A 23842-nucleotide genomic window follows, 5' to 3' on the forward strand; every position below is an offset into this window, starting at 1 on the left:
GCACGCACGGAGCGACACCGCGGGGGATCGGTGCCGCTCCTGCCTCAACCATCCCTCGCGAAGCCGCCCGGCGCCAGGGCCGATGGGCCCTGCCGGGGGCCCGTACGGCCCCGGACCGGCGCACCGGCGCACGGGGTGGCCGCGCACGGCTGATTCCATGCAGGGTCGTGCCGGTCGCCGGTAGCGTGGTCCTCGTCCGGAGCGGCCGAGTCCGACCGCCCACGGAGCCGGAGGAGACGCAGGTGGGAAGCGCCGAGACGCCGCGGCAGGCACGCATCCGACTGCCGCAGCTGAGGCTGGACGAGTTGCTGGAGGAGCTCCAGGCGCGTCTGGACGCGGCCCGCGGCACCCGCGACCGGGTGCACAGCCTGCTGGAGGCGGTGCTCTCCGTCGGCCGGGACCTCAATCTGGAACAGGCCCTGTACAGCATCGTCGAGGCCGCTGCCGTCCTCGTCGACGCCGAGTACGCCGCGCTCGGCGTGATCAGCCCCGACGGCAGGCACCTGTCCGCGTTCCACACGGTCGGGGTCAGCGAGGAGCAGATCGCCCGGATCGGGCACTTCCCGGAGGGTCACGGCATCCTCGGCGAGCTGATCCGCCACCCCGAGCCGCTGCGCCTGACGAAGATCTCCGAGCATCCGGCGTCGTACGGCTTCCCGCCGAACCATCCGCCGATGAACACCTTCCTGGGCGTCCCGATCCGGGTCCGCGGCCAGGTGTTCGGCAATCTGTATCTCACGGAGAAGCGGGGCGGGGCGCAGTTCGACGGCGAGGACGAGTCGGTGCTGTCGACACTGGCCGTCGCGGCCGGTGTCGCCATCGACAACGCCCGGTTGTACGAGGAATCCCGGCTGCGGGAGCGCTGGCTGCGGGCCACCGCGGAGATCACCCACACACTGCTGTCCGGCGGGGGACGTGCCGAGGTGCTGCGGCTCATCGCCGAGCGGGCCGGCGAGATCACCGGCTCGGCCCTGGCCGCGGTCGGGATGCCGATGGAGGAGACCGGCACCCTCTCCGTGGAGATCGCCGTCGGACTGGACGCCGAGGCCCACCAGGGCCTTGTGCTGCCGGTCGAGTCGACGCTGATGGGGATGGCGTTCACCGAGGCCGTGCCGGTCACCAGCACGGACGTCTGCCAGGACCCGCGGGTCTCCCCGGAGCCGCCCCGCTTCGCCGGACTCGGCCCGGCCGTGGCCGTGCCCATCGGCACCGCGGAGGGCGAGGTGCGCGGCGTCCTGCTGCTCGGGCGGGAGGCGGGCCGGACCGTGTTCTCGCCGTCGGAGACCGAGACCCTCCAGGCGTTCGCCGCCCAGGCCGCCGTCGCGATGGAGCTGGCGCAGCGCCGGCAGGACGCCGAGGAGGTCGCCGTGCTCAAGGACCGCGACCGGATCGCCCGCGACCTGCACGACCTGGCTATCCAGCGACTGTTCGCGACAGGGATGACCCTGCAGAGCGCGGGCCGCTTCATCGAGCACCCCGAGGCCGCCGAACGCGTCGTGCGGGCCGTGGACGACCTCGACGAGACCATCAAGATCATCCGGTCCACGATCTTCGGGCTGCGCTCACGCGAGGGCGGGGCCGGGTCGGGGCTGCGGGCCCGTGTGGTGCGGGTCGTCGGCGAGGCCGCGCCGGTGCTGGGCTTCGTGCCGAGCGTCCGGATGGAGGGCCTGGTCGACACCGATGTGCCCCGGGAGATCGCCGACCATGTGGTGGCCGTGCTGTCGGAGGCCCTGACGAACGTGGCCCGGCACGCACACGCTCATCGCGCCGACGTCGCCCTCGTCGCCGAGCCCGGCCGGGTCCGGCTCTCCGTGACGGACGACGGCGTCGGCATCCCGCCGGGCGGACGCCGCAGCGGGCTGCGCAACATGGCGGAACGGGCCCGGCAGCCGGGCGGCGACCTGGAGCTGAGCACCCCGGAGGCCGGCGGCACCCACCTGCTGTGGTGGGTCCCATTGCCGTCGTCGTAGCGGCACGCGTCTCCCGTACGTAGGCGTGCGTGGCCGGCATGCGCGCGCCGTGGTCGCCCTTGTCGCCGGGCCCGGGCGGGTCCGGCTCTCCCCGCCGGACGACGGCGTCGGTGTCCCGTCCGGCCGGTGCGGCGAGTCCCGCGCCGTCCGCCCAGCGGCGCGCGTCTCCCGTGCGTGGGCGTGCGTGGCCCGGCACGCGAATGCCGCTGCCGTCCGCCCAGCGGCGCGCGTCTCCCGTGCGTGGGCGTGCGTGGCCCGGCACGCGAATGCCGCTGCCGTCCGCCCGGCGGCATGCGTCTCCCGTGCGTGGGCGTGCGTGGCCCGGCACGCGAATGCCGCTGCCGTCCGCCCGGCGGCATGCGTCTCCCGTGCGTGGGCGTGCGTGGCCCGGCACGCGAATGCCGCTGCCGTCCGCCCGGCGGCACGCGTCTCCCGTGCGTCCGCCCCAGTGGCCCGGCACGTCAACGCCCTCGCCGTCCGCCCAGCGGCTTGCGGCCGGGCATGGGCCGCCCGGCCCTCGCCCTGGGGCCGGTCTCCGGCGGCGACTGCCCGTCCGCCTCTCGTGCCCCCGCACCCTCCCGAGTGACGGTGGGATCGGAAAGCCCTCGGCTGTCCGGCCGGGCGGCCGGACGGAAGGCGGTGAGGGCGATGACACTCCCCCTGGTCGTGGGCGTCGACGGTTCCGGTCCCAGCCTGGTCGCAGTCGACTGGGCCGTGGACGAGGCCGTACGCCACGGACTGACCCTGCGGCTCGTGCACGCCTCCTTCTGGGAACGCTACGCGGGCGCCGTGCCGACGCTGGGCGCGGGACGCTTCTCGGAACGCGTCCTCGCGGAGCACCTCGTGGCCTCCGCCGCCGAGCGGGCCGCGCGGCGCGCCCCCGGACTGGGGATCACCACGGACATCCTGCCCGCCGAGGCCGTCGACGGCCTGCTGCACGAGGGCGCCAACGCGCACGCCCTCGTGGTCGGCGACCGGGGCCGCGGCGAGCTGAAGGGTCTGCTGCTCGGCTCCGCCAGCCTCGGAGTCGCGGCCCGGGCCCGGTGCCCCGTGATCGTGGTGCGGGGCGACGACGCGGGCGTGGTCGGCCTGCACGAACGGATCCTGCTCGGCGTCGGGGACGCCGTCACCGGTGAGCGGGCGGCCGGCTTCGCCGTCCGGGAGGCGGAGGCGCGCGGATGCACCCTGGACGCCGTACGTGCCTGGCGGCACGGGGCGCCGATCGGCGAGGCGCCCGACGACCCCGAGCGGAGGGCGACGGCCCTGCTGGACGACGCGCTGCGCGCCCCGCTCGCCGCACACCCCGCCGTCCGGGTGCGCCGTGCGACCGTCGAGGGCCCGGCACGGACCGTCCTGGTGGACCGCTCGGCGGCGGCCGACCTCGTGGTCCTGGGCGCACGCCGCAGGCACGACCACTTCGGCCTCCAGCTGGGCCGGGTCGGCCACACCCTGCTGCACCACGCCCAGTGCCCGGTCGCGATCGTCCCGCAGCTGGCCTGACGCGGGCCCGGGCCCTTACGGGCGAGGGTCGACGCGCTGCCACCGCGGTCGCGCGTCGGCTCCGCGGCGCCCCGCCACCGAGGCACAGCGGGGGCACACCCGCTGGACGCGGTCGGCGGCGCCGCCCGATTCCGGGAGGATGTCCGGCCAGCGCACCCCCGCGAAACGGGACAGCTGGGAGCGGCTGAGGGAGAGGCCGCACACGGTCTGGTTCATGCCGGGCTCCCAGGCGTGGACCTCACCGGAGGGCAGGCGGCGCCTGCCCTCCTCCTCGTCGGTCCACTGCCCGGAGGCGGCCACGGCGTAGTTCTTCGCACGTCCCATGGTGCGCCCCGGGTTCCCCCGCCGGGCGCCGCCCAACCACCCCGGCCCGGCGAGGGCCGCGCCGTGCGGGACGGCCGTCCTGCGGGCAAGGTGGAGCCATGGTCGCTCGCGGGTGCCGGGCCCCCTCAGGGGGTCGGTCCGCCGGCCGGGACACCGCGTGGGTGCGGGGTGCCGGCGGGCCCTCCGGCGCGCTCACCTGCGACGCAGGCGGCGCACCCGTGCGGTGCCGGGATTGTGCGCCGAAGTGCGGGGAACCCAGAGCACACCACAACCACCCGGGACCGCCCGGAGGGGAAACCCCCTTCCCCCGCCGGGCAGGAGTTCGGATCCCTAGGAGAGACCGTGACCATGCGCATCGGTGTGGAGGAAGAGTTCCACGTCCTGGAGGTGGAGAGCGGGCTGCTCGTACCGCGTGCCGACGCGGTGCTGCGGCGCCTGCCCGGGCAGACCTTCACGACCGAACTGCAACCGTGCACCGTCGAGGCCAACAGCGCCGTGCACACGTCCCTGCAGGATCTGTACGCCGACCTGACCGGTATGCGCCGGGAGCTGGACGCGGCAGCCTCCTCGCTGGGACTCGCCGTGGTGGCCTCCGGCACGGCCCCGCTCGCCCCCGCCGCCTCAGCGAACCCCACCGCCGAGGACCGCTACCGGCACATGGCCGAGGAGTACCGCAGGGTCGCCGACGAGCAGCTGATCTGCGGCGCCCAGGTCCATGTCGACGTCCCCGACCGCGACACCGCCGTACGGGTCATGTGCGAGGTCTCGCCCTGGCTGCCCGCGCTGCTGGCGCTGTCCGCGAGCTCGCCGTTCTGGCAGGGCACCGACACCGGCTACGCGAGCTGGCGCACCCTGCTGTGGCAGCGCTGGCCCACCGCCGGCCCGCCCGGCTGCTACGAGAGCGCCGCCGAGTACGACGCCGCGGTCGAGGACTTCGTACGGGCCGGGGTCATCAGCGACACGGGGATGGTCTACTACGACGTCCGGCCCTCCGACCATCTGCGCACCCTGGAGCTGCGCATCTGCGACGCCTGCCCGCGCGCGGAGACCGTGGTCCTGATCGCCGGGCTGTTCCGCGCCCTGGTCACCGAGGCCCGGGCCCGGCTCCGCAAGCGCGGCACCCCCGGCTGCGCCAGCCGGCACGAGTGGCTGCGGGGTGCGTCGTGGCGGGCCGCCCGCTCCGGCCTGGAGGGCACCCTGGTCGACCCCGAGACCCACCGGGAGGCCTCCGCGCGCCAGGTCGTCCGCAAGCTGCTGCTGCGGCTGCGCCCCGCGCTGGAGGCGCACGGCGACTGGGGGACCGTCCGCGAGCTGGCGGAGGAGACCCTCGCCGAGGGCTCCGCGGCCCGCCGGATGCGCCGCACGGCACGCCGCGAGGACCTGCTGGGCTGCGTCGACATGCTGATCGCCGAGACCCGCGGCGAGCGCGGCGGCCGCCGGCCCGCCCGCGCCGGACTGTCCCGGACCGTCGTGGCGCCGACCCGTCCGCTCGCGGGCCCCGAGGCCCCGGACGTCGTCGGTCGCTGAGGCGCCGCCGGGCGGCGGCCGCGGCTTCGGCGCGCCCCGCCCCCGTACGGCGCCCGTCCTGTCCCCGAACAGAGAGGATCCCCCCATGCGTTCCGTCACCGCCGGTGCCGCCGCCGCAGGCCGCGCGCCGGTTCCTCCGTCCTCCCGTGCCGCGTCCTCCCGTGCCGCGTCCTCCCGTGCCGCGTCCTCCCGTGCCGCGTCCTCCCGTGCCGAGTCCTCCCGTGCCGCGTCCTCCCGTGCCGAGGCGGACGCCCGGAAGGGAGGCGTCACGGCATGTGCGGGCTGAGCGGGGAGATCCGGTTCGACGGACGGCCGGCCGATCCGACGGCTGTCGAACGCATGAATGAACAGCTCGAGGGGCGCGGGCCCGACGGGCAGGGCACCTGGCACCGGGGCCCCGTCGCCCTCGGCCACCGCCGTCTGAAGATCATCGATCTGACGGACCGCGGGGCCCAGCCGATGACCGACGCCCGCGGCGAACTCACCGGTGTCTTCAACGGCTGCGTCTACAACTACCCGGAGCTGCGCGAGGAGTTGCGGGCCCTCGGGCACCGCTTCGAGTCGACGTCCGACACCGAGGTCGTCCTCAAGGCGTACCGCCAGTGGGGCACCGACTGCGTCGACCACTTCAAGGGCATGTTCGCCTTCGCGATCGCCGAGCACCGCACCGGCCGGCTCGTCCTGGCCCGCGACCGGCTCGGCATCAAGCCTCTGTACCTGGCCCGCACCCCGGGCCGGCTGCGGTTCGCCTCCACCCTGCCCGCCCTTCTCGCCGCGGGCGACGTGGACACCTCCCTCGACCCGGCCGCCCTCCACCAGTACCTCAGCTGGCACGCCACGGTCGCCGCGCCGCGCACCGTCCTCAACGGCGTGCGCAAGCTCCCGCCCGCCACCGTGCGGGTCGTCGAGCCGGACGGCACGCACCGCGACCACTGCTACTGGCAGCCGTCGTACACCCGCCGCGACGAATACGCCGGCATGAGCGCCGACGAATGGCGGGACGCGGTGCTGGAGGCGCTGCGCACGGCCGTGCGCCGCCGCATGGTCGCCGATGTGCCGGTCGGCGTCCTGCTCTCCGGCGGCCTCGACTCCAGCCTGATCGTCGCGCTGCTCGCCGACGAGGGGCAGCGCGGCCTGAAGACCTTCAGCGTCGGCTTCGAGTCGGAGGGCGGCGAGGAGGGCGACGAGTTCGCGTACTCGGACCTGGTGGCCGGCGAGTTCGGCACCGACCACCGGCGGCTGATGGTCCCCTCCCACCGGGTCTCGACGGCCCTCGAGGGCGCAGTCGAGGCCATGAGCGAGCCGATGATCAGCCATGACGTCGTCGCCTTCCATCTGCTCGCCGAGCAGGTGTCGAAGGAGGTCAAGGTCGTGCAGAGCGGCCAGGGCGCCGACGAGGTCTTCGCCGGCTACCACTGGTACCCGCGGCTCGCGGACACCACCCGCGAGGACGAGCCGCGGCGCTACGCCGACGTCTACTTCGACCGCTCCCACGACGACGTCGCTCGCATCCTGCGCCCGGACCTGGTCCCCGGGCACGACGTCTCCGGCCGCTTCGTCGACGCCCACATGGCGGTCCCCGGCGCCGAGACCGCGCTGGATGCCGCCCTGCGCCTGGACACCCACGTGATGCTCGTGGACGACCCGGTCAAGCGTGTCGACAACATGACGATGGCCTGGGGCCTGGAGGCCCGGGTGCCCTTCCTCGACCACGAACTGGTGGAACTGGCGGCGGCCTGCCCACCGGAGCTCAAGCTGGCCGACGGCGGCAAGGGCGTCCTCAAGGCGGCGGGCCGCAAGCTGCTGCCCGTCGAGGTCGTGGACCGGCCCAAGGGCTACTTCCCGGTGCCCGCCATCCGGCACATGGCGGGCCCCGTCCTGCAGCGGGTGCGCGAGGCCCTGGAGGCCCCCGAGGCCAGGCGGCGCGGCCTGTTCCGCCCGTCCTACGTGAGCGAACTCCTGGCGGCGCCCGACGCGCACCGGACCCGGCGGGGCAACAACGCCCTGTGGCAGATCGCATTGCTGGAGATATGGCTGCAGACGCACGGAATCAAGTGACCGGCCCCGGCGGCGGCCCGGCGCAGCGGCTCCTCGCGCCCCGTCCGGACCCCGGCCCGCCCTCCGCGTGGCAGGCAGAGGGCCGGGCGGGGGAGTGGGCCGCCGCCGACCGGACCGCCGCGCCGGAGTCGATGCAACTGCCCGGGGCGGGCGGCCCGCGCGACGCCGTCACCCGGCTGCGCGCCCACGGCTGCTGGTACCCCTCGGCGGACCCGGCCGGCGCCCAGGTCGCCTTCATCTGCGACCGCGGCGGCGTCCCCCAGCTCTGGGCGGGCCCCGTCGACAGCGAGGACGTACGGCTCCTGGACGCCTCGCCGGACCCGGTCAAGGAGGTGTCCTGGTCGCCGGACGGCCGCTGGATCGCGTACACGACCGCGCCGGGCGGCGGTGAGCACACCCGGGTCCTGTGCGTACGCCCCGACGGCTCCGGACGCCGTCTGCTGGCCGGCGCGGACCCGGCGGGCTCCGCCTATCTGGGCCGCTGGGCGCACGACGGCTCGACGGTCGCCGTCACCGTGGCCGCCGGCATGGCGCCCGCGTCCGCAGGACCCGACCACGAGGGCGGCGTCCCCGTCACGGCGGCCGAGTGGCCGGAACGGGACGGGCACGCCACCCTCCTCGGCCCCGTCGCCCACGACGCCGTGGACGGAGCGCCCCAGGACGGCGCCCCCGCCCTCCTCATGACCCCCGTCGACCGGGCCGTACGCTCCGACGGCGGTCTGTCGGTCTACCTCATCGACCCCGACGGCCTGGCGTCCCCGGTGCTGCTCTCGACCGAGACGCACGCGGCGTCCCTCCGGGTGTGCGACCTCAGCCGGGACGGCCGTCTTGTGCTGCTGCGCCGGGGCCCGCGCGGGCGCCGGGAGGCGGTGGTCCGGCGCACCGCCGACGGGGAGGCGACCTTCGTGCTGCCGGTCGCCGACGGCGATCCGTGGATCGGACGGTTCTCCTCCGACGCGCGCACCCTGTGGCTGCGCAGCAACGCCGACCGGGAGTTCGCGGGACTCGTCGGCGTCGACCTGGACGAGGACGGCGCCCCGCGCGGAGCGTCCCTCCTGGCGGAGCGCGAGGGCAGCGACCTGGAACTGCTCACCATCGCGGCCGACGGCACCACGGCGGTCCTCGCCTGGAACGTGCAGGGCGCCAACGAACTGGAGGTCGTCGAGACCGCCCCGCCAGGTCAGGAGCCCGGCACCCTGGGCCCGCTCCGTCCGGTCCCGCTGCCGCACGAGGTCGTCACCCGGGTCGCCACGGCAGGCCCCGGCCGGCTGCTGCTGGCCATGTCCGGCTCGCAGCGCCGCCCCGGCGTCTGGTGGGCCCACGAGGGTGTCGCCTCGGTCCGCACCCCCTGGTCGGCCCGCGACGAGGACGCCGTGCCGCCCGGCCGCCCGCCGGTACGCCCCGTCCCGCTGCGGCTCACGGCACGCGACGGGCTGCCGCTGAGCGGCTGGTACTACAGGGCGCCGGGACGCGGCCCGGACGTCCCCGCGCCCTGTGTCATCCATCTGCACGGCGGCCCCGAGGAACAGGAACGGCCGGTCTTCAACCCGCTCTACCACGAGATCCTCGGGCGCGGCCTCGACGTCTTCGCGCCCGATGTGCGCGGCTCCCTGGGACACGGCAGGTCGTTCGTCGACGCCGACCTCGGCGCGGGCCGCTTCGCGGCGCTGAACGACGTCGCCGACTGCGCGGCCCACGCCGTCGTCGCCGGCCCCGCCGACCCGACCCGACTCGCGGTCATGGGCCGTTCGTACGGCGGCTATCTGACGTTCGCGTCCGTCGTGTGGCACCCGGACCTGTTCCGCACCGCGGTCGCCGTGTGCGGGATGTCCGACTTCCTGACCTTCTTCGCCGGGACCGAGCCGTGGATCGCGGAGTCCGCCGCGCACAAGTACGGGCACCCCGAACGCGACCGCGACCTGCTGCGCAGCCTGTCGCCGATGAGCCGGATCGACGCGCTGCGGGCCCCGATCCTCGCCGTCCACGGCGAACACGACACCAATGTGCCGCCGGGGGAGTCCCAGCAGTTCATCCGGGCGGCGCGGGAACGGGGCGTGGAGGCCGAACTGCTGACGCTGCGCGACGAGGGGCACGACTTCCTGCGGGCGGAGAACCGCCGGCTGTTCCGCCGGGCCGCGGCCGACTGGCTGCAGAGCCACCTGCACCTGTGACCGGCACAGGTCAGGCCGCCGTGGTCAGCGCGGTGGCGGTCGCGATGGCGGTGTGCGCGCGGGCGTGGATGACCAGACGGATGCCGTGGGTGTCGGCGTTGGCGTCGAGCAGCCGCCGGGCCGGGGCGCTGTGCGTGGCGACGAAGGTGACCAGGTCCAGGTGGCTGCACAGCCGGTGGACCCGCAGCACCACGCTGATCGCCGCCTCGGTCGCCGCCGGTTCGTCGAGGACGATCACCACGGAGGACGGCCTGATCCCCTGCACCAGATCGCTGACCTGGGTGAGCAGAGCGGCCCGCCCGCCGATTCCGGGGTCCTCGTGCACCGTGATGACGAGTACGCCTCGCTCGAGTGTGTGAGACAGCATCACGGCTCAGTCCCTTCCGCGGCAATCGGTCCATAGTCGGACTACCCGATATTCTGTGCACAATGCGGGATGTTCCGCGGGTCGAACGCCTCCCCCCGGCGGCGTGCCGCGGCCCGCAGCGCCCGCCCCCGCGCCGCGTACCAGCCGGCTCCCACCACGACCGCCGTCGCCGGCGCCACCAGGTCGGACGCCGGCCGCTTCCGGTGCACTGGGCCATGCACTTCGGCCGGGCCGCCCTCCTCGGCGTACCGCGCTCGGTGATGGCCCGGGCCGGACTGCGCGGACCGGCCGCCTCCGCCAAGTTCACCGTCGTCCGTGTCACCAACGTCCAGATCCTGGAGAACGCCACCGGCGTCGGCGCCCCGCCCGCCACCTGGCCCCGCGCCGAACTCGTCGTGGACCTGCTGCACAAGATCGTCTACGGCTTCGCCACCGGCCTCGTCGCCGACGCGCTCGCCGCCCGCGAGGGCCTGGGGCCGGGACAACGCCACGCGGCGGCCCACCCCGGCCGCCGGACGGACGCCGGGCCGCTGCCCCGCGAGGCCGCCCACACCCGCTGAGCCGCCGGCCACGCCGTCACCGGGCGAGCAGGCACACCAGCCCGCTCGCCCCGCCCACGCAGGCCACGAGGGCGCACGCGGCGAGCGCGTGCCGGCGGAGCAGTTCCCGCCGCAGCTCCGCGTACCGGGCCTCGTACTCCCCGCGCAGCTGCTCCGTCCGCTCGACGGTGGCGCGCAGCATCCGCCGGGTGAGGCCGACACGCTGCTGGACGTAGTGCCGGGACACGTCCTCCGCCTGAGCGGTCGTCAGCCACGGCAGGCGCTCGCAGAGCTCCGCCGCCTCCCGGCACGCCTGGACATGGTGGTCGTGCACCAGCAGATATCCCGCGGCCTCGTCGGCGACAGCGCTGTCCACCTCGCCTCCGGTCGCGGCGTGCCGGCCGTACCTCACTGCTGCGAACCCTCGTGGCCCTCGGCGTCGAGCACATCGCGCTTGCCGGCGTACTCCTTCTGGTCCAGCTGGGCGATGGCCGGGTGGTGCAGGTCGAAGGCCGGGGACTCGGAGCGGATCCGCGGCAGGGTGTAGAAGTTGTGCCGCGGTGGCGGGCAGGACGTGGCCCATTCCAGCGAACGGCCGTAGCCCCAGGGGTCGTCGACCTCGACCCGCTTGCCCTGGTGGGCGGTCTTCCAGACGTTGTAGAGGAACGGCAGCGTGGACAGGCCCAGGACGAACGAGCCGATGGTGGACACGGTGTTCAGGGCGGTGAAGCCGTCGGCGGCGAGGTAGTCGGCGTACCTGCGGGGCATGCCCTCCGCGCCGAGCCAGTGCTGCACCAGGAACGTCGTGTGGAAGCCGATGAACAGCGTCCAGAAGTGGACCTTCTCCAGTCGTTCGTCGAGCATCGTGCCGGTCATCTTGGGCCACCAGAAGCTGAACCCGGCGAACATCGCGAAGACGACCGTGCCGAAGACGACGTAGTGGAAGTGGGCGACCACGAAGTAGGAGTCGGTGACGTGGAAGTCCAGCGGGGGCGAGGCGAGCAGGACGCCGGTCAGACCGCCGAAGAGGAAGGTCACCAGGAAGCCCACCGCCCACAGCATGGGTGGTTCGAAGGAGATCGAGCCCTTCCACAGGGTGCCGATCCAGTTGAAGAACTTCACCCCGGTGGGGACGGCGATGAGGAAGCTCATGAACGAGAAGAACGGCAGCAGGACGGCACCCGTGGCGAACATGTGGTGGGCCCACACGGTCACGGACAGACCGGTGATGGCGATGGTCGCGCCCACCAGACCCATGTAGCCGAAGACCGGCTTGCGGGCGAACACCGGGAAGATCTCGGTGACGACGCCGAAGAACGGCAGCGCCAGGATGTAGACCTCGGGATGCCCGAAGAACCAGAAGAGGTGCTGCCAAAGGATGGCGCCGCCGTTCTCCGGGTCGAAGACCTGGGCGCCGAACTTCCGGTCCGCCTCCAGCACCAGCAGCGCGGCGGCGAGGACGGGGAAGGCGAGCAGCACCAGGACCGAGGTGAGCAGCACGTTCCAGGTGAAGATCGGCATCCGGAACATCGTCATGCCGGGCGCGCGCATGCAGATGATGGTGGTGATGAAGTTGACCGCGCCGAGGATCGTGCCGAAGCCGGACAGGGCCAAGCCCATGATCCACAGGTCGCCGCCCACGTGCGTGGTGCGCTCGCCACCGCTGAGCGGGGTGTAGGCCGTCCAGCCGAAGTCGGCCGCGCCGTCCGGTGTGAGGAAGCTGCCCATCACGATCAGGCCGCCCAGCGCGAACAACCAGTACGACAGCATGTTGAGCCGGGGGAAGGCGACGTCGGGGGAGCCGATCTGCAGCGGCATGATGGCGTTGGCGAACCCGGCGAACGTCGGCGTCGCGAACAGCAGCAGCATGATCGTGCCGTGCAGGGTGAACGACTGGTTGTACTGCTCGTTCGACATGATCTGCAGTCCGGGCCGGGCCAGTTCCGCCCGGATGAGCATCGCCAGCAGACCACCGATCAGGAAGAACACGAACGACGTGATCAGGTAGAGGTGACCGATCTTCTTGTGGTCGGTCGTGGTCACCCAGTTGATGACCACCTCTCCTCTGCTGCGGCGCTCCGCCGCGGGTACCGGGGACACGGGTTCGGTCTGGGTCGCCATCAGATCTCGCAATCGGCACAGGCGTTGACGGGCGGACGGCCGCGAGGCTCGCGCTGGGAGAGGTCACCAGCCTTGCGGAACCTAGTCCTGTCCGCCCGTCCTCGCGGCGCCCCATCCGTCCTTGGTGCGTCGAACGGCCCAATGATCCATTCGTCCGGGGGGACCCCCGCGTGTCGCGCCGACTGGGGCGACTCACCCGGCGCCGAGCTCCACCGTGGTCGTGACACGGGTGACGGCGGGCCGCCGCGGCACCGAACCGAACCCGAAGCGCACCGGCGGCTCCACGGGTGCCAGGGCGCCGAGGTCGCGGCCCTCGAAGGTGGCCGACAGCGACGTCACCGGCCGCAGGTCCCGGGCGCCGTACCACTCGCGGCGCCCGCCCCCGGCGCTGCCCCGGGTCCGTACGCCCGGCATCAGCACCCGGGCCGGACGGTCCGTCAGGGCGCTCCAGGCGGGACGTCCGGCGAGCGCGCCCGGAACGGCCCGGAGCAGATGCCCGAGCGTGCTGCGCCCGCCGGTCGTGAACCGCAGCCGCAACGGCTCGGCGGCGACCGTCCACACCCGGCCGGCGACCGTCACCTCGACCGGGACGACCCGCACGGTGTCGAACGCGTAGGTCGCCCCGACGAAGTCGGCCGTCTCGGGCGTCGGCGCAAGCAACAGCCGTTCCCCGTCGGCCCGTTCGAGCATGACGTCGGAGAACGGGCCGAACGGCGACCGCGGCCAGTGCCCGACGACGATCCGCACCCCGGACGTGGTGCCCAGACCGGCGATCCAGCCGTCGAAGCGCAGCCGGCGCCCCCGCGCGGGCGTCCCGCTCATCCGACGATCAGCTCCGTCACGGCCCGCAGGCCCCCCTCGTTCAGGGCGGCGCGCTGCCGGTCGGCGCCGGTCCCGTCCTGCAGCAGCCGGTGGACCAGACCCGACACCATCCGGGTGTCGCCGGCCTCCTCCAGGGCCGGGGAGACATGCCGCAGCAGCTGGTACAGCACGTCACCGGCGCGCCGGGTCTCGCCGTGGGGGTCGACGAGCGTGCCGTTCAGACCGTGCCGGGCGGCATGCCAGAGCGCGGCCCGCAGCAGCTCCGGCGCGACGTCGGGCGCGGGCGCCCCGGCCTCGACCGACGCCAGTTCCGTACGGACGAGGGCGCGGACCAGACCGGCGAACATGACCGCGTCGTCCGGGCGCAACTGCACGTCCAGGCAGCGCACCTCGATCGTCGGATAGCTCGCCGAGAGGCGCACCAGCCAGTACAGCTGGCCGACGTCCGCGATCAGACCGCTCTTCAGCAGCCGCTGCACCCGCCGGTCGTAGTCGGCCACGTCCGCGAAGTACGGCGGCATCCCGCTGACCGGCCAGCGGTCGAACACCACCGTGCGCCAGCTGGCGAAGCCGGTGTCGTGGCCGTCCCACAGCGGGGAGTTCGCCGCCATGGCCGTCAGCACCGGAAGCCAGACCAGCAGCCGGTTCATCACCTGCAGGCCCTCCTCGCGGCCGGGGACGGCCACATGGACGTGCATGCCGTTGACCAGCTGCTCCGCCACCAGCTGGGGCGCCTGCGAGCGCATCGCCCGGTAGCGGGCCTTGTCCGTGACGGCCACCGGCCGCCCGTGCCGCAGCGGCGACGTCCCGCAGGGCGCGAGCCGGCAGCCGTACCGTTCGGCCGCCGCGCCGACGGCGTGCCGCAGCCGCAGCAGATGCCCGCCCGCCTCCTCCAGCGTCTCGCAGACCGGGGTCGCCACCTCGACCTGGGCCTGCAGCAGCTCGCTCTGCACCTCCTGGTCGCCCACGAAGGGCGCGAGGCCCGCCGCCGCGCGGACCTTGTCGGCCGCGGGCACGGGCAGGCCCGTGACCGGGTCGAGCAGCAGGTACTCCTCTTCCACACCGATCGTCGTCATCGGTCGCTTTCTGTTCCGCCCCGTCGCCGGAGCCTCTGTCTCCACGGTGGCCCGCCCCGCAGCCGGGCGCACGCCCACCGGGTGACGAGTGCCGCGCGAACCGCACCGGAAACCGCCGAGGGCCGAGTACGCGACACGCGGGTAGTGATCAGCGCCCGGCGGGGGTACTGCGGTGGGTCCGGAGGAGTCGGGAACGCCTGCCGAGGCGGGGCGGCCTCCGGGCCCCGCCGGACGGGACGGTCATGACGCCGCTCAGCGACGACACCACCGACGACGCGGTCGACCTCCACTTCGTCGGCAACGCCACCCTGGTGATCCGCTACGGCGGTCTCACCCTGCTCACCGATCCCAACTTCCTGCACCGCGGCCAGTACGCCCACCTCGGGTACGGCCTGTGGAGCCGCCGGCTGACCGAGCCCGCCCTGGACGGCCGCGACCTGCCCCGGCTGGACGGGATCGTGCTCTCGCATCTGCACGGCGACCACTGGGACCGGCGCGCGAGCCGGTACCTGGACCACACCGTGCCGGTGGTCACCACCCCGCACGCCGCGCGCCGGCTGCGGGTCCTGCACCGCTTCCCCCGCACGGCGGGGATACGGACCTGGCGGGGGCTCGCCCTGACCAACGGCCGCGCACAGGTGAGGATCACGGCGCTGCCCGGCCGGCACGCGGGCAACGCGGCCCTGCGGGCGCTGCTGCCCCCGGTGATGGGCAGCATGCTGGAGTTCGGCCCGGAGGGCGGTCCGGTCAGGGTGCGGCTGTACCTCTCGGGCGACACCCTCCTGTACGACGGCCTGGACGAGATCACCCGGCACTTCCCGGCAGCCGACCTCGCCGTCCTGCACCTCGGCGGGACGACCCTGCCGGGCGGCTTCGTGGTCACCATGGACGGCGCACAGGGCGCCGAACTGGCCCGCCGTCTGGCCCCGCACCGGATCCTGCCGGTGCACTACGACGACTACACGGTGATGCGCTCCCCGCTGTCCGCGTTCCTCGACGAGGTGCGGTCGCTCGGCCTGTCCGACCGGCTGATGCCCTGCCGGCACGGCCAGCGCCTCCTCGTGCCGGCGGCGAGGGGCGCGGTGCCTTCGTCCGTGTAAGCGGCCCCGGGCGTCGTCACACGGGGAGCAGCGCCGGGCCGATCTGGCGGCGGCGCAGCTCCTCCAGGGCGCCCTGCTGATGCCGGGCCCGCTCCAGGAGGTGGTCCAGCAGATCCGGGTCGAGGCGCGTGTCGCGGTCGGCGAGGTCCCGCAGCGTCTGCCACAGGGCCGCCCTGCCCTCCGCGTCCAGCCGCAGCGCCTCCAGCTCCACCAGGGAACTCAGCGGGGAGCGGCGGACGATGCGGCCGTTGCCCTTGAGCCGGCCCAGCCGCTCGGCCAGCCGGCCCGCCCGGACCTTGTACGACCGCACGGGCACGTCGAGGCGCTCCATGAGCCCGATCAACGCGGCCCGGTCCTCGGCCAGCTCCTCGGCGTACGGCTCCAGGGCCGACCCGAGGCCCGTCCCGGAGGCGGACCGCGCCATGTACCGGGACCGCTCGGCGCCCCCGGTGGCGGCGGCCAGATGGTCGTTCAGATAGATCCCCAGCAGAGACGTGTTCATCAGGTCTCCTCCCGGCGCCTCAGGCGGGCACCGCGTCGGGCGCCGGGACCGGCGCGCGGACGGCTTCCAGGACCAGGCCGCTGCGCACCCGCGACGGCAGCCGGTTGAGCGGGATCCGCAGATCCTGCCCGGGCACCCGGTACTCCAACCGGGCCAGCCGCGGCGCGAGGACCGACAGCAGCGCCACCGTGATGTCCTCGCCGGGGCACCGGTGGCCCGCCGCCGGGTCGCCGCCGCCCTGCGGGACCAGCTCGTCGCGCCGGGGCGTCCGGCCCAGGAACCGCTCCGGGTCGAAGGTGTACGGGTCGCTCCACAGGTCCGGGTCGTGGTTCTGGCCGAACAGGTCGAGAAGGATCAGCGTGCCGGCCGGGATCGGCTCGCCCTCCCACTCCAGATCGGTGGTGGCCCGGCCGCCGACGAACGGCGCGAACGGGTAGAAGCGCCGCAGCTCGTGGGCGTACGCCACGGCGTACGCCGGATCGTCCCGCGCCAGCCGCTCCCGGACCTCCGGCCGGTGGTGCAGCGCGTGCCCGGCGTAGGTGACGAACCAGGCGACCGCGGCGGTCGGCCGGATCACATTGAGCAGCTCGACCGCGGCCGTGTGCGGGTCCAGCGGCCGGCCGTCGGCGTCGCGGTGCCGGACGACGACGTCCAGCGCGGACCCCTCGGGCGCGCCCGCGGTGCCGGCCCGGACGTCCTCCACGAGACGGCACAGCCAGGCCTCGCTCCGGGAGCGTGCGCGCCGGGCCCGCCAGTGCCGCGGGCCGGGCGTGGCGAACCCGTCGACCATGGCGACCAGGTCGCGGGCCACGCCGTCCACGTCGTCCACCGGGACGCCGGCCCACCGGCAGACGCCCCGGGTGAGCACCCGGCTCGCCTCGTCGAACAGGACCACGGACGGCCGCGCGCACCAGGTCGGCACCGCCTCGTCCCAGGCCGCGCCGACACTCTCCACCACCCCGGTCACGGCCTCCCGCCCGGTGAGCAGGTCCAGGAACATGCCCTTGCGGGCCCGGTGCTCCGCGCCGTCCAGGGTGTGCACGGCCCCGTGGCCGAACAGCGTGCTCAGCACCGGGCCGGGCAACGCCGTCCGGCGGGCCACATGCCGTTCGTCGTAGAAGAACCGCACCGCCTCCGGGCCCCGCAGGGCGACGGTGTGCCGGCCCATCACCCGGGCCCGGACGAGCGAGCGCGCGGTGCGGGCCCGGCGGTCGGGGAGCCAGGCGTATCCCTTGGCCAGCAGGGCCAGTGAGCTGTCCGCGATCGGGGCGCTACCGAGATGCATGCGGGCCGGGTGCCCGGCGGCCCCCACCGGAAACGCCGCACCGGGACCACCCGGGCGCCCGGTATGGCCCGTGCGGGGCGGGGTACGCGGAGCCTCCTCAGGACGCCGGCGGCTCATCGGCCCGGTGCAGGACGCGACGTGTGGAGCCCCGATGGGATCACAGCACGAGGACAGCCCCGGCGACGGCGTCACCCCGGTGGCCGTCGTCACCGGTTCCGACTCCGGGATCGGCCGTGCCACCGCCGTACGTCTCGCCGAGGCCGGCATGGACGTCGGCATCACCTGGCACACCGACCGCGAGGGGGCGCTGCGCACCGCCGACGAGGTCCGGGCCACCGGCCGCAGGGCCGCCGTCGAGCAGCTGGACCTCACCCGGCTGCCAGGGGCCGCCGACGTGGTCGACCGGCTGGCCGGCTCGCTCGGCCGGATCGACGTGCTGGTCAACAACGCGGGGACGGGCACCATGACGCCGTTCCTGGAACTGGACCACGACACGGTCCGCGATGTCCTCGACGTCGACCTGATGGGGCCCTTCCTGTGCTCGCAGCGGGCCGCGCACCGCATGATCCGGCAGGGGAGCGGCGGCCGGATCGTCAACGTCACCAGCGTCCACGAGCATCAGCCGCGGGTGGGCGCGGCGCCCTACTGCGCGGCCAAGGCCGGGCTCGGGCTGCTCACCCAGGTGATGGCGCTGGAGCTGGCCGAGCACGGGATCACGGTGAACGCCGTCGCGCCGGGCGAGATCGCGACGCCGATGACGGGCCAGACCGACACCGACGTGTCCCACGAGAGCAGGCCGGGCGTGCCTCTGGGGCGTCCCGGTGACGCACGCGAGGTCGCGGCGGTGATCGCGTTCCTCGCCGGTCCGGACGCCTCCTACGTCACGGGCGCCTCGTGGGCGGTCGACGGCGGCATGCTGCGGATGGGCCCGCAGGCCGGCTCCCATCTGCCGGACGACTCCTGGCGCCGCCCCTGATGGGGCGGGCGGGCCGTCAGGGGCTCGTCGGCTGCACCACCCGGTGGTGCGGGTTCACCCGGCTCACCGAGGCGGTCAGGGCGGAGCGCAGGTCCTCGGGCAGTTGTCCGTCGTGCGGCCAGCGGACGATGTGCTCGGCCACCTCCCGCAGCTTGGTGTTGGTGTGCTGGGAGACCTCCTTGAGGACGTCCCAGGCCGTGTCGGGACGCACCCCGCCGTAGGCGATCACCACGCCGATCGCCTGGTCCACGATCGCGTGCGAGAAGACGGCGTGCTGGAGCTGCGCGACCTCTTCCCGCAGCGCCGCGATCGTCTCGTCGCTCTCCACCTGCTCTGACATGGCGAAATGGCTCTCCGGGAGGTCAGTCGTGCCGTTACTGACACGCTCCCCCCGATCCGCGTCGAAGAGGGTGCAGGGAACGAATTCTCGCAGTGGTGGCTGTACGGAAAACGAAATGGGATCCTTCGAAGTCGAAGTCGAAGTCGAAGTCGAAGTCGAAGGCGTCCGGCCGACGGACCGGTTCGCCGGCGGTACGCAGGGCAGAAGGGCGTCATGGGTTCGCTGACCTTCGACAGTGATGACCTCGAGGCGACCGAGGAGTTCCTCTGTCGCGCCTACGCCCGCATGAGCATCGGCAGCACCACCCCCGAGTCCAGCCGGGCCCGTATCCGCCGGGACGCGGGCGCGTCGGTGAGCGTCGACGAGCTGGACCTCGACTTCGAGATGACGTACTCGGTGGCACCGCTCGGCCGGATCTGCCTGTGCGTCGTCCATGAGGGAACCGTCCGCGACCATGTCTTCCAGGGCGTCCGCGACGACTTCGGACCCGGCGACGTGGTGATGTTCGCGCCGCCGGACCTGCCGTTCGCGGGCCGGATCCGCGACGCCCGCTACAACATCACCATGCTCGAGCCCGGCCTGCTCGACCAGGTCGCCGCCGGCTCAGGGAGGACGCTGCTGGAGCCCGTCCGGCTCACGGGGCACCGGCCGCACACCCCGGCCGCCGCCGAGCGGCTGCGGCAGACGATCATCTATATGCGCGACCATGTGCTGGGCGACCCGGCCGCGGCCACCGAGCCGCTGGTCGTCTCGGCCGGCACCCAGCTCCTCGCCGCGAGCGTGCTGGCGGCCTTCCCCAACAACGCGCACACCGACCCCACCGCCCAGGATCGCGTGGACGCCCACTCGGCCACCCTCAGGCGGGCCATCGCCTACATAGACGACCATGCGCACGAGCCGATCACCGTCGCCGACATCGCGGCCGCCGCCCATGTGACCGTCCGGACCCTGCAGTACGCGTTCCGCCGGCACCTGGACACCACACCGCTCGGCTATGTGCGCCAGGTCCGCCTCAGCCACGCGCACCGCGATCTGCTGGCGGCCGGGCCCGGCGACGACACTTCGGTCGGCGCCGTCGCCGCGCGCTGGGGCTTCCCGCACCCGGGTCGCTTCGCGTCCCTCTACCGGGACATGTACGGCACCAGCCCGTCGCACACCCTGCGCGGCTGACCGCGCTCACGGGGCGCCGGGCAGGCGCCGGCCCTCCACGACCTCGGACAGGTCCAGCTCGCGCGCCACGAGGGCGCGCGGTGTCGGTCAGCCGCAGCCGGCGGAGCGTCACATACGCGTGGAGCAGCCGCGCGGCCTCGGCGACACTGACATCCGCGTGCTGCGCGAGCATCCCCTTGGCGATGTCCGGCGTCGCCTTCGCGGCCGATGACGCTCTGGACGCGGGTGATGACGTCGTGGCCGCGCGCCGGCTCGGTGGGCCAGTGCATCAGGCCTGCGGGCCTGAGAGCTCCGAACAAAAGGGGAGCCCGGCTCGCGACGCCTGGCCCGCACGCTCGCCGCGTTGCCGAAATCTCCTGGTAGCCCCGCTACCAGGGGCTTCCGGCGCCTTGCGATCGCACGCACCAGACGCCGCGAGATGATCGGACTCCACTTTTGTTCGGAGCTCTCAGGGCCGTCCGGCGCTCCGCCCCGGCACGACGGCCGGGTTTCCTCGACGCGCCGAGGGGAAACGCCCGGCGCGGGCAGATGAACCGTTCGGCCCGGTCCGGCTCATCAGGACCGTACGGCGGGCCCGTGGCACAGTGGCCCCATGTGCGGCCGTTACGCCTCCACCCGCAGCCCCGAGGACCTGGCCCAGCTGTTCCGGGTGACCGAGTGGCACCCGGAGGAGGCCCTGGAACCCAGCTGGAACGTGGCCCCGACCGACGACGTCTGGGCCGTCCTGGAACGCCGGCCGCGCGGCGCCGGCGAGGACGCCCCGCCTGCGCGGATGCTGCGCCCGCTGCGCTGGGGCCTGGTGCCGTCCTGGGCGAAGGACCCGCGGACCGGCGCGCGGCTGATCAACGCGCGGGTGGAGACCGTGCACGAGAAGCCCGCGTTCCGCCGCGCCTTCGTCAAGCGCCGGTGCCTGCTCCCCGCGGACGGCTTCTACGAGTGGGAGCAGGTCCGGGACGAGACGTCCGGGAAGGTGCGCAAGCAGCCGTACTTCATCCACCCCGAGGACGGCGGTGTCCTCGCCCTCGCCGGGCTGTACGAGTTCTGGCGCGACCCGGCCGTCAAGGACGACGACGACCCGGCCGCCTGGCTGCTGAGCTGCACCATCATCACCACCGAGGCCACCGACGCGGCCGGACGCGTCCACCCCCGGATGCCGCTCGCCCTCCCGCCCGACCACTACGACACCTGGCTCGACCCCCGGCACGAGTCCACCGACGACCTGCGCGCCCTGCTGGTCCAGCCGGCCGAGGGCCATCTGGCCGCCCGCCCCGTCTCCACGGCGGTCAACAGCGTCCGCAACAACGGCCCCCAACTGGTGGAGGAACGGACGTAGGGTCGGGATCACCGGGCACGACCGACCTCACCCCCGCTGGAGGGCACGCGTGACGACCACCACCCCGACGGTCACCCTGGACGACGTACGGGACGCGGCCGCGCGGCTCGAGGGCGTGGCCCACCGCACGCCGGTGCTGCGCTCGCACACGCTCGACGGACGCGTCGGCGCCGAGGTGTTCCTGAAGTGCGAGAACTTCCAGCGGGTCGGTGCCTTCAAGTTCCGCGGCGCCTACAACGCGGTGTCCCGGCTGACCCCGGAGCAGCTCGCCCGGGGCGTAGCCGCCTACTCGTCCGGGAACCACGCCCAGGCCGTCGCGCTCGCCGCCCGTGAGCTCGGGACCACCGCGGTGATCGTCATGCCCGAGGACGCCCCGCCCTCGAAGCGGGCCGCGACCGAGGGCTACGGCGCCGAGATCGTCACCTACGACCGCTACACCGGCGACCGCGTGGCGATCGCGGAGGCGCTGGCCGCCGAGCGGGGCCTGACCCTGATCCCGCCCTACGAGCACCCGCACATCATGGCCGGGCAGGGCACCGCCGCCCTCGAACTGCTCGAGGAGGCGGGGGAGGTGGACATGCTGCTGGTGCCCGTCGGCGGCGGCGGGCTGATGGCCGGCAGCGCCACGGCGGCCAAGGCCCTGTACCCGGGGATCCGGGTGACCGGGGTCGAGCCGGAGGCCGGGGACGACACCCGGCGCTCCCTCGCCGAGGGGCGGCGCGTCGGCGTCCCGGTGCCCCGCACCATCGCCGACGGACAGGCCGTGCACATCCCGGGGGAGCTGACCTTCTCCGTGAACCGGCGGCTGGTCGACGACATCGCGCTGGTCTCCGACGACGAGATCCGCGACGCGATGCGGTTCGCCTTCGAGCGCCTGAGGATCGTGGTCGAGCCGAGCGGCGCCAGCGGGCTCGCCGCCCTGCTCGCCGGGCGGACAGGACCGCTGCCGCGCCGGGTCGGTGTGATCGTCTCGGGCGGCAACGTGGACGCCGCGCGGTTCGCCGAACTGTGCGCGCCGGGCGCCTGAATCCCGGCTGGCGAGCCCCGTGGGAGAAGCGGACCATGGGGTGGTAGAGGGCCGGCCGCCGACGGCGGCGCCCAGGGCCGACGGGGCGACCGGACCGGCCGCGTGCGCGGGACGCGGCCCGAAGGGAGCGCGCCATGCTGGAAGTGAAGACGCTCGACAAGCCCGATGAGCGGCGTGATTTCCCCCGCGGCCACATCGAGGCCGTGCACCTGAGCGACCTGGACTTCGCCGTGGCCACCCTGGAGCCGGGCTGGCGCTGGAGCGAGTCGGTCGGGCCCATCGCGGGCACCGACACCTGCCAGATGCACCACAACGGCTATGTCCTCCAGGGCAGGCTGCACATCCACATGGACGAGGGTGCCGAGACCGAGGTGGGCCCCGGCGAGGTCTATGTGTGCACGCCCGGGCACGACGCCTGGGTCGTGGGCGACGAGCAGGTCGTCGTCTTCGACTTCCAGGGCCAGACGGCCCGGGAGTTCGCGAAGAAGTAGGCGGGCGACGGCGTGTGCCGGGGCGTCAGACGGTGATGACGACTTTGGCGCGCGCGTGCTCGACCTCCACATACCGGATCGCCTCGGCCGCTTCGCCCAGTTCGTAGGTCCGCTCGACGACCGGGGCGACCCTCCCCGACTCGGCCAGCTCCCGCAGGGCCGCCAGGTTCGCACGGCTCTGCCGGGCCGACACCTCCCGCAGTCGCTGCCCGCCCGCGAAGGGTGCCACCACCCGCCGCTTCAAGAACAGGCCCATCGGCCCGACGACACTGCCGCCCTCGTAGACCCCGCCGCCGGACAGCACCAGGGTCCCGGTGGGGGCGAGGGCGCGCCGCAGATCGCCGAGCGAGCGGTTGCCCACCAGGTCCAGGACCACGTCCCAGCGCCGGGACCGCCGGGTGAAGTCCTCCTGGGCGCGGTCGACGACGTCGTCGGCCCCCAGTGAGCGGACCAGGTCGGCGTTGCGCGCGCTGCACACCCCGGTGACCTCGGCGCCGTACGCCTTGGCGAGCTGGACGGCGAAGGTGCCGACGCCGCCCGAGGCGCCGTTGACCAGCACGCTCTGCCCCTTCTGGACGTGGGCGACGTCCCGCAGCGCCATCAGCGCGGTGTTCCCCGCCAGGGGTACGGCCGCGGCCTGCTCGAAGGTGAGGCCGGCCGGTTTTGGTCCGATCTCGTCGGCGCGGGCGCACACGAACTCGGCGAAGGTGCCGTCGGCCTCGCCGTACACCTCGTCGCCGGGCTGGAGCCCCGTGACCCCGGTGCCGACCGTCTCCACGACGCCCGCGAGATCCCGGCCCCGGATGCGGGTGCGCGGCCGGCGCCAGCCCATCATGCCGCGCCCGATCAGCGGGTCGCCGCGCATGAAGTGCCAGTCGAGGGCGTTGACGGACGCGGCCCGCACCCGCACCAGGACCTCGCCGGCGCCCGGCACCGGCCGGTCGACGTCCGTGAACTCCAGGGTGTCCGCCGACCCGTACCGGTCCTGGACCACTGCCTTCATGGGATCCCCCCTCCACTCACGCCGAGCGTAGGAAAGCGCGCGGGGCCCGGCCATCCGGGGCGCACCCTGATTTCTCCCCGGGGCCGCCGACGACCGGTGGCAGGGACATCGACCACACCGCTTGCCACCGGAAACCGATC

At 74.1% G+C, this 23842-nt stretch carries 22 protein-coding genes; 12 read left to right on the forward strand and 10 right to left on the reverse strand.

Going from position 1 to position 23842, the window contains the following annotated elements; translation table 11 throughout:
* Window positions 1-242 precede the first annotated feature (242 nt).
* Together DC008_RS31090 and DC008_RS31095 are read left to right on the forward strand one after the other, a co-directional pair.
* Window positions 243-1970, forward strand: coding sequence for a sensor histidine kinase (locus DC008_RS31090; RefSeq protein WP_108709829.1), 1728 nt, complete (start codon window positions 243-245; stop codon window positions 1968-1970).
* Between the two features lie 648 nt (window positions 1971-2618).
* The gene (locus DC008_RS31095) at window positions 2619-3470 is read left to right on the forward strand and encodes a universal stress protein (protein ID WP_108709830.1); all 852 of its coding nucleotides are present in this window, start codon (window positions 2619-2621) and stop codon (window positions 3468-3470) included.
* Window positions 3471-3485: 15 nt separating this feature from the next.
* Here DC008_RS31095 and DC008_RS31100 read toward each other — a convergent pair whose 3' ends face one another.
* Window positions 3486-3794 carry a hypothetical protein gene (locus DC008_RS31100; RefSeq protein ID WP_108709831.1) on the reverse strand — a complete coding sequence of 103 codons (309 nt, stop codon included), beginning with the start codon at window positions 3792-3794 and terminating at the stop codon, window positions 3486-3488.
* A 348-nt stretch (window positions 3795-4142) separates the two neighbouring features.
* Here DC008_RS31100 and DC008_RS31105 point away from each other — a divergent pair, with 348 nt between their 5' ends.
* The 3 genes from DC008_RS31105 (at window position 4143) to DC008_RS31115 (ending at window position 9550) form a co-directional block, all read left to right on the forward strand.
* Window positions 4143-5321, forward strand: a complete 1179-nt coding sequence (locus tag DC008_RS31105) for a carboxylate-amine ligase (protein ID WP_108709832.1) — start codon at window positions 4143-4145, stop codon at window positions 5319-5321.
* Between the two features lie 273 nt (window positions 5322-5594).
* Window positions 5595-7379, forward strand: a complete 1785-nt coding sequence (locus DC008_RS31110; protein ID WP_108709833.1) for an N-acetylglutaminylglutamine amidotransferase — start codon at window positions 5595-5597, stop codon at window positions 7377-7379.
* Entirely contained in the window at window positions 7352-9550 is a 2199-nt protein-coding gene (locus DC008_RS31115; RefSeq protein WP_108709834.1) for a S9 family peptidase, read from the forward strand. The genes DC008_RS31110 and DC008_RS31115 overlap by 28 nt, the downstream gene beginning before the upstream one ends.
* A 10-nt stretch (window positions 9551-9560) precedes the next feature.
* Here DC008_RS31115 and DC008_RS31120 read toward each other — a convergent pair whose 3' ends face one another.
* Window positions 9561-9917 carry a hypothetical protein gene (locus DC008_RS31120; RefSeq protein ID WP_108709835.1) on the reverse strand — a complete coding sequence of 119 codons (357 nt, stop codon included), beginning with the start codon at window positions 9915-9917 and terminating at the stop codon, window positions 9561-9563.
* A gap of 62 nt (window positions 9918-9979) precedes the next feature.
* On the opposite strand from DC008_RS31120, the gene DC008_RS31125 reads away from it, so the two are divergent.
* The gene (locus DC008_RS31125) at window positions 9980-10477 is read left to right on the forward strand and encodes a hypothetical protein (RefSeq protein ID WP_244221447.1); all 498 of its coding nucleotides are present in this window, start codon (window positions 9980-9982) and stop codon (window positions 10475-10477) included.
* A 16-nt stretch (window positions 10478-10493) separates the two neighbouring features.
* On the opposite strand, the gene DC008_RS31130 is transcribed toward DC008_RS31125, so the two are convergent.
* The 4 genes from DC008_RS31130 to DC008_RS31145 form a co-directional block, all read right to left on the reverse strand.
* Window positions 10494-10832 carry a hypothetical protein gene (locus DC008_RS31130; RefSeq protein WP_108710948.1) on the reverse strand — a complete coding sequence of 113 codons (339 nt, stop codon included), beginning with the start codon at window positions 10830-10832 and terminating at the stop codon, window positions 10494-10496.
* 32 nt (window positions 10833-10864) lie between these two features.
* Window positions 10865-12577, reverse strand: coding sequence for an aa3-type cytochrome oxidase subunit I (gene ctaD / locus DC008_RS31135; RefSeq protein WP_108709836.1), 1713 nt, complete (start codon window positions 12575-12577; stop codon window positions 10865-10867).
* Between the two features lie 192 nt (window positions 12578-12769).
* Window positions 12770-13399: a hypothetical protein gene (locus tag DC008_RS31140; RefSeq protein WP_108709837.1), complete on the reverse strand. Its 630-nt coding sequence runs from the start codon at window positions 13397-13399 to the stop codon at window positions 12770-12772.
* On the reverse strand, window positions 13396-14475 hold the full coding sequence (locus DC008_RS31145; protein ID WP_108709838.1) for a carboxylate-amine ligase: 1080 nt from the start codon (window positions 14473-14475) through the stop codon (window positions 13396-13398). Before DC008_RS31145 ends, DC008_RS31140 begins: the two co-directional genes overlap by 4 nt.
* A gap of 242 nt (window positions 14476-14717) precedes the next feature.
* Here DC008_RS31145 and DC008_RS31150 point away from each other — a divergent pair, with 242 nt between their 5' ends.
* The gene (locus tag DC008_RS31150) at window positions 14718-15575 is read left to right on the forward strand and encodes an MBL fold metallo-hydrolase (RefSeq protein WP_108709839.1); all 858 of its coding nucleotides are present in this window, start codon (window positions 14718-14720) and stop codon (window positions 15573-15575) included.
* 16 nt (window positions 15576-15591) lie between these two features.
* Here DC008_RS31150 and DC008_RS31155 read toward each other — a convergent pair whose 3' ends face one another.
* Together DC008_RS31155 and DC008_RS31160 are read right to left on the reverse strand one after the other, a co-directional pair.
* Entirely contained in the window at window positions 15592-16077 is a 486-nt protein-coding gene (locus tag DC008_RS31155) for a hypothetical protein (RefSeq protein ID WP_108709840.1), read from the reverse strand.
* A 19-nt stretch (window positions 16078-16096) separates the two neighbouring features.
* Window positions 16097-17362, reverse strand: coding sequence for a cytochrome P450 (locus tag DC008_RS31160; protein ID WP_108710949.1), 1266 nt, complete (start codon window positions 17360-17362; stop codon window positions 16097-16099).
* Window positions 17363-17513: 151 nt separating this feature from the next.
* Between DC008_RS31160 and DC008_RS31165 the strand changes: the two genes are divergently transcribed.
* Window positions 17514-18338, forward strand: coding sequence for an SDR family oxidoreductase (locus DC008_RS31165; RefSeq protein WP_108709841.1), 825 nt, complete (start codon window positions 17514-17516; stop codon window positions 18336-18338).
* 16 nt (window positions 18339-18354) lie between these two features.
* On the opposite strand, the gene DC008_RS31170 is transcribed toward DC008_RS31165, so the two are convergent.
* Window positions 18355-18678, reverse strand: coding sequence for an ANTAR domain-containing protein (locus DC008_RS31170; RefSeq protein ID WP_108709842.1), 324 nt, complete (start codon window positions 18676-18678; stop codon window positions 18355-18357).
* A gap of 213 nt (window positions 18679-18891) precedes the next feature.
* Between DC008_RS31170 and DC008_RS31175 the strand changes: the two genes are divergently transcribed.
* From DC008_RS31175 to DC008_RS31195, 4 genes are all read left to right on the forward strand, one after another.
* A complete protein-coding gene (locus DC008_RS31175) occupies window positions 18892-19848 on the forward strand; it encodes a helix-turn-helix transcriptional regulator (protein ID WP_108709843.1) in 957 nt (318 codons plus the stop codon).
* A gap of 592 nt (window positions 19849-20440) precedes the next feature.
* Window positions 20441-21181 carry an SOS response-associated peptidase gene (locus DC008_RS31185; RefSeq protein ID WP_108709845.1) on the forward strand — a complete coding sequence of 247 codons (741 nt, stop codon included), beginning with the start codon at window positions 20441-20443 and terminating at the stop codon, window positions 21179-21181.
* Window positions 21182-21230: 49 nt separating this feature from the next.
* The gene (locus tag DC008_RS31190) at window positions 21231-22208 is read left to right on the forward strand and encodes a threo-3-hydroxy-L-aspartate ammonia-lyase (protein ID WP_108709846.1); all 978 of its coding nucleotides are present in this window, start codon (window positions 21231-21233) and stop codon (window positions 22206-22208) included.
* Window positions 22209-22342: 134 nt separating this feature from the next.
* Complete coding sequence (locus DC008_RS31195; RefSeq protein WP_108709847.1) at window positions 22343-22699, forward strand: cupin domain-containing protein; 357 nt, start codon at window positions 22343-22345, stop codon at window positions 22697-22699.
* A gap of 25 nt (window positions 22700-22724) precedes the next feature.
* Here DC008_RS31195 and DC008_RS31200 read toward each other — a convergent pair whose 3' ends face one another.
* Window positions 22725-23702, reverse strand: coding sequence for an NAD(P)-dependent alcohol dehydrogenase (locus DC008_RS31200; RefSeq protein WP_108709848.1), 978 nt, complete (start codon window positions 23700-23702; stop codon window positions 22725-22727).
* Window positions 23703-23842: the final 140 nt, after the last annotated feature.

It is taken from the genome of Streptomyces nigra (genome assembly GCF_003074055.1).
Classification (GTDB): domain Bacteria; phylum Actinomycetota; class Actinomycetes; order Streptomycetales; family Streptomycetaceae; genus Streptomyces; species Streptomyces nigra.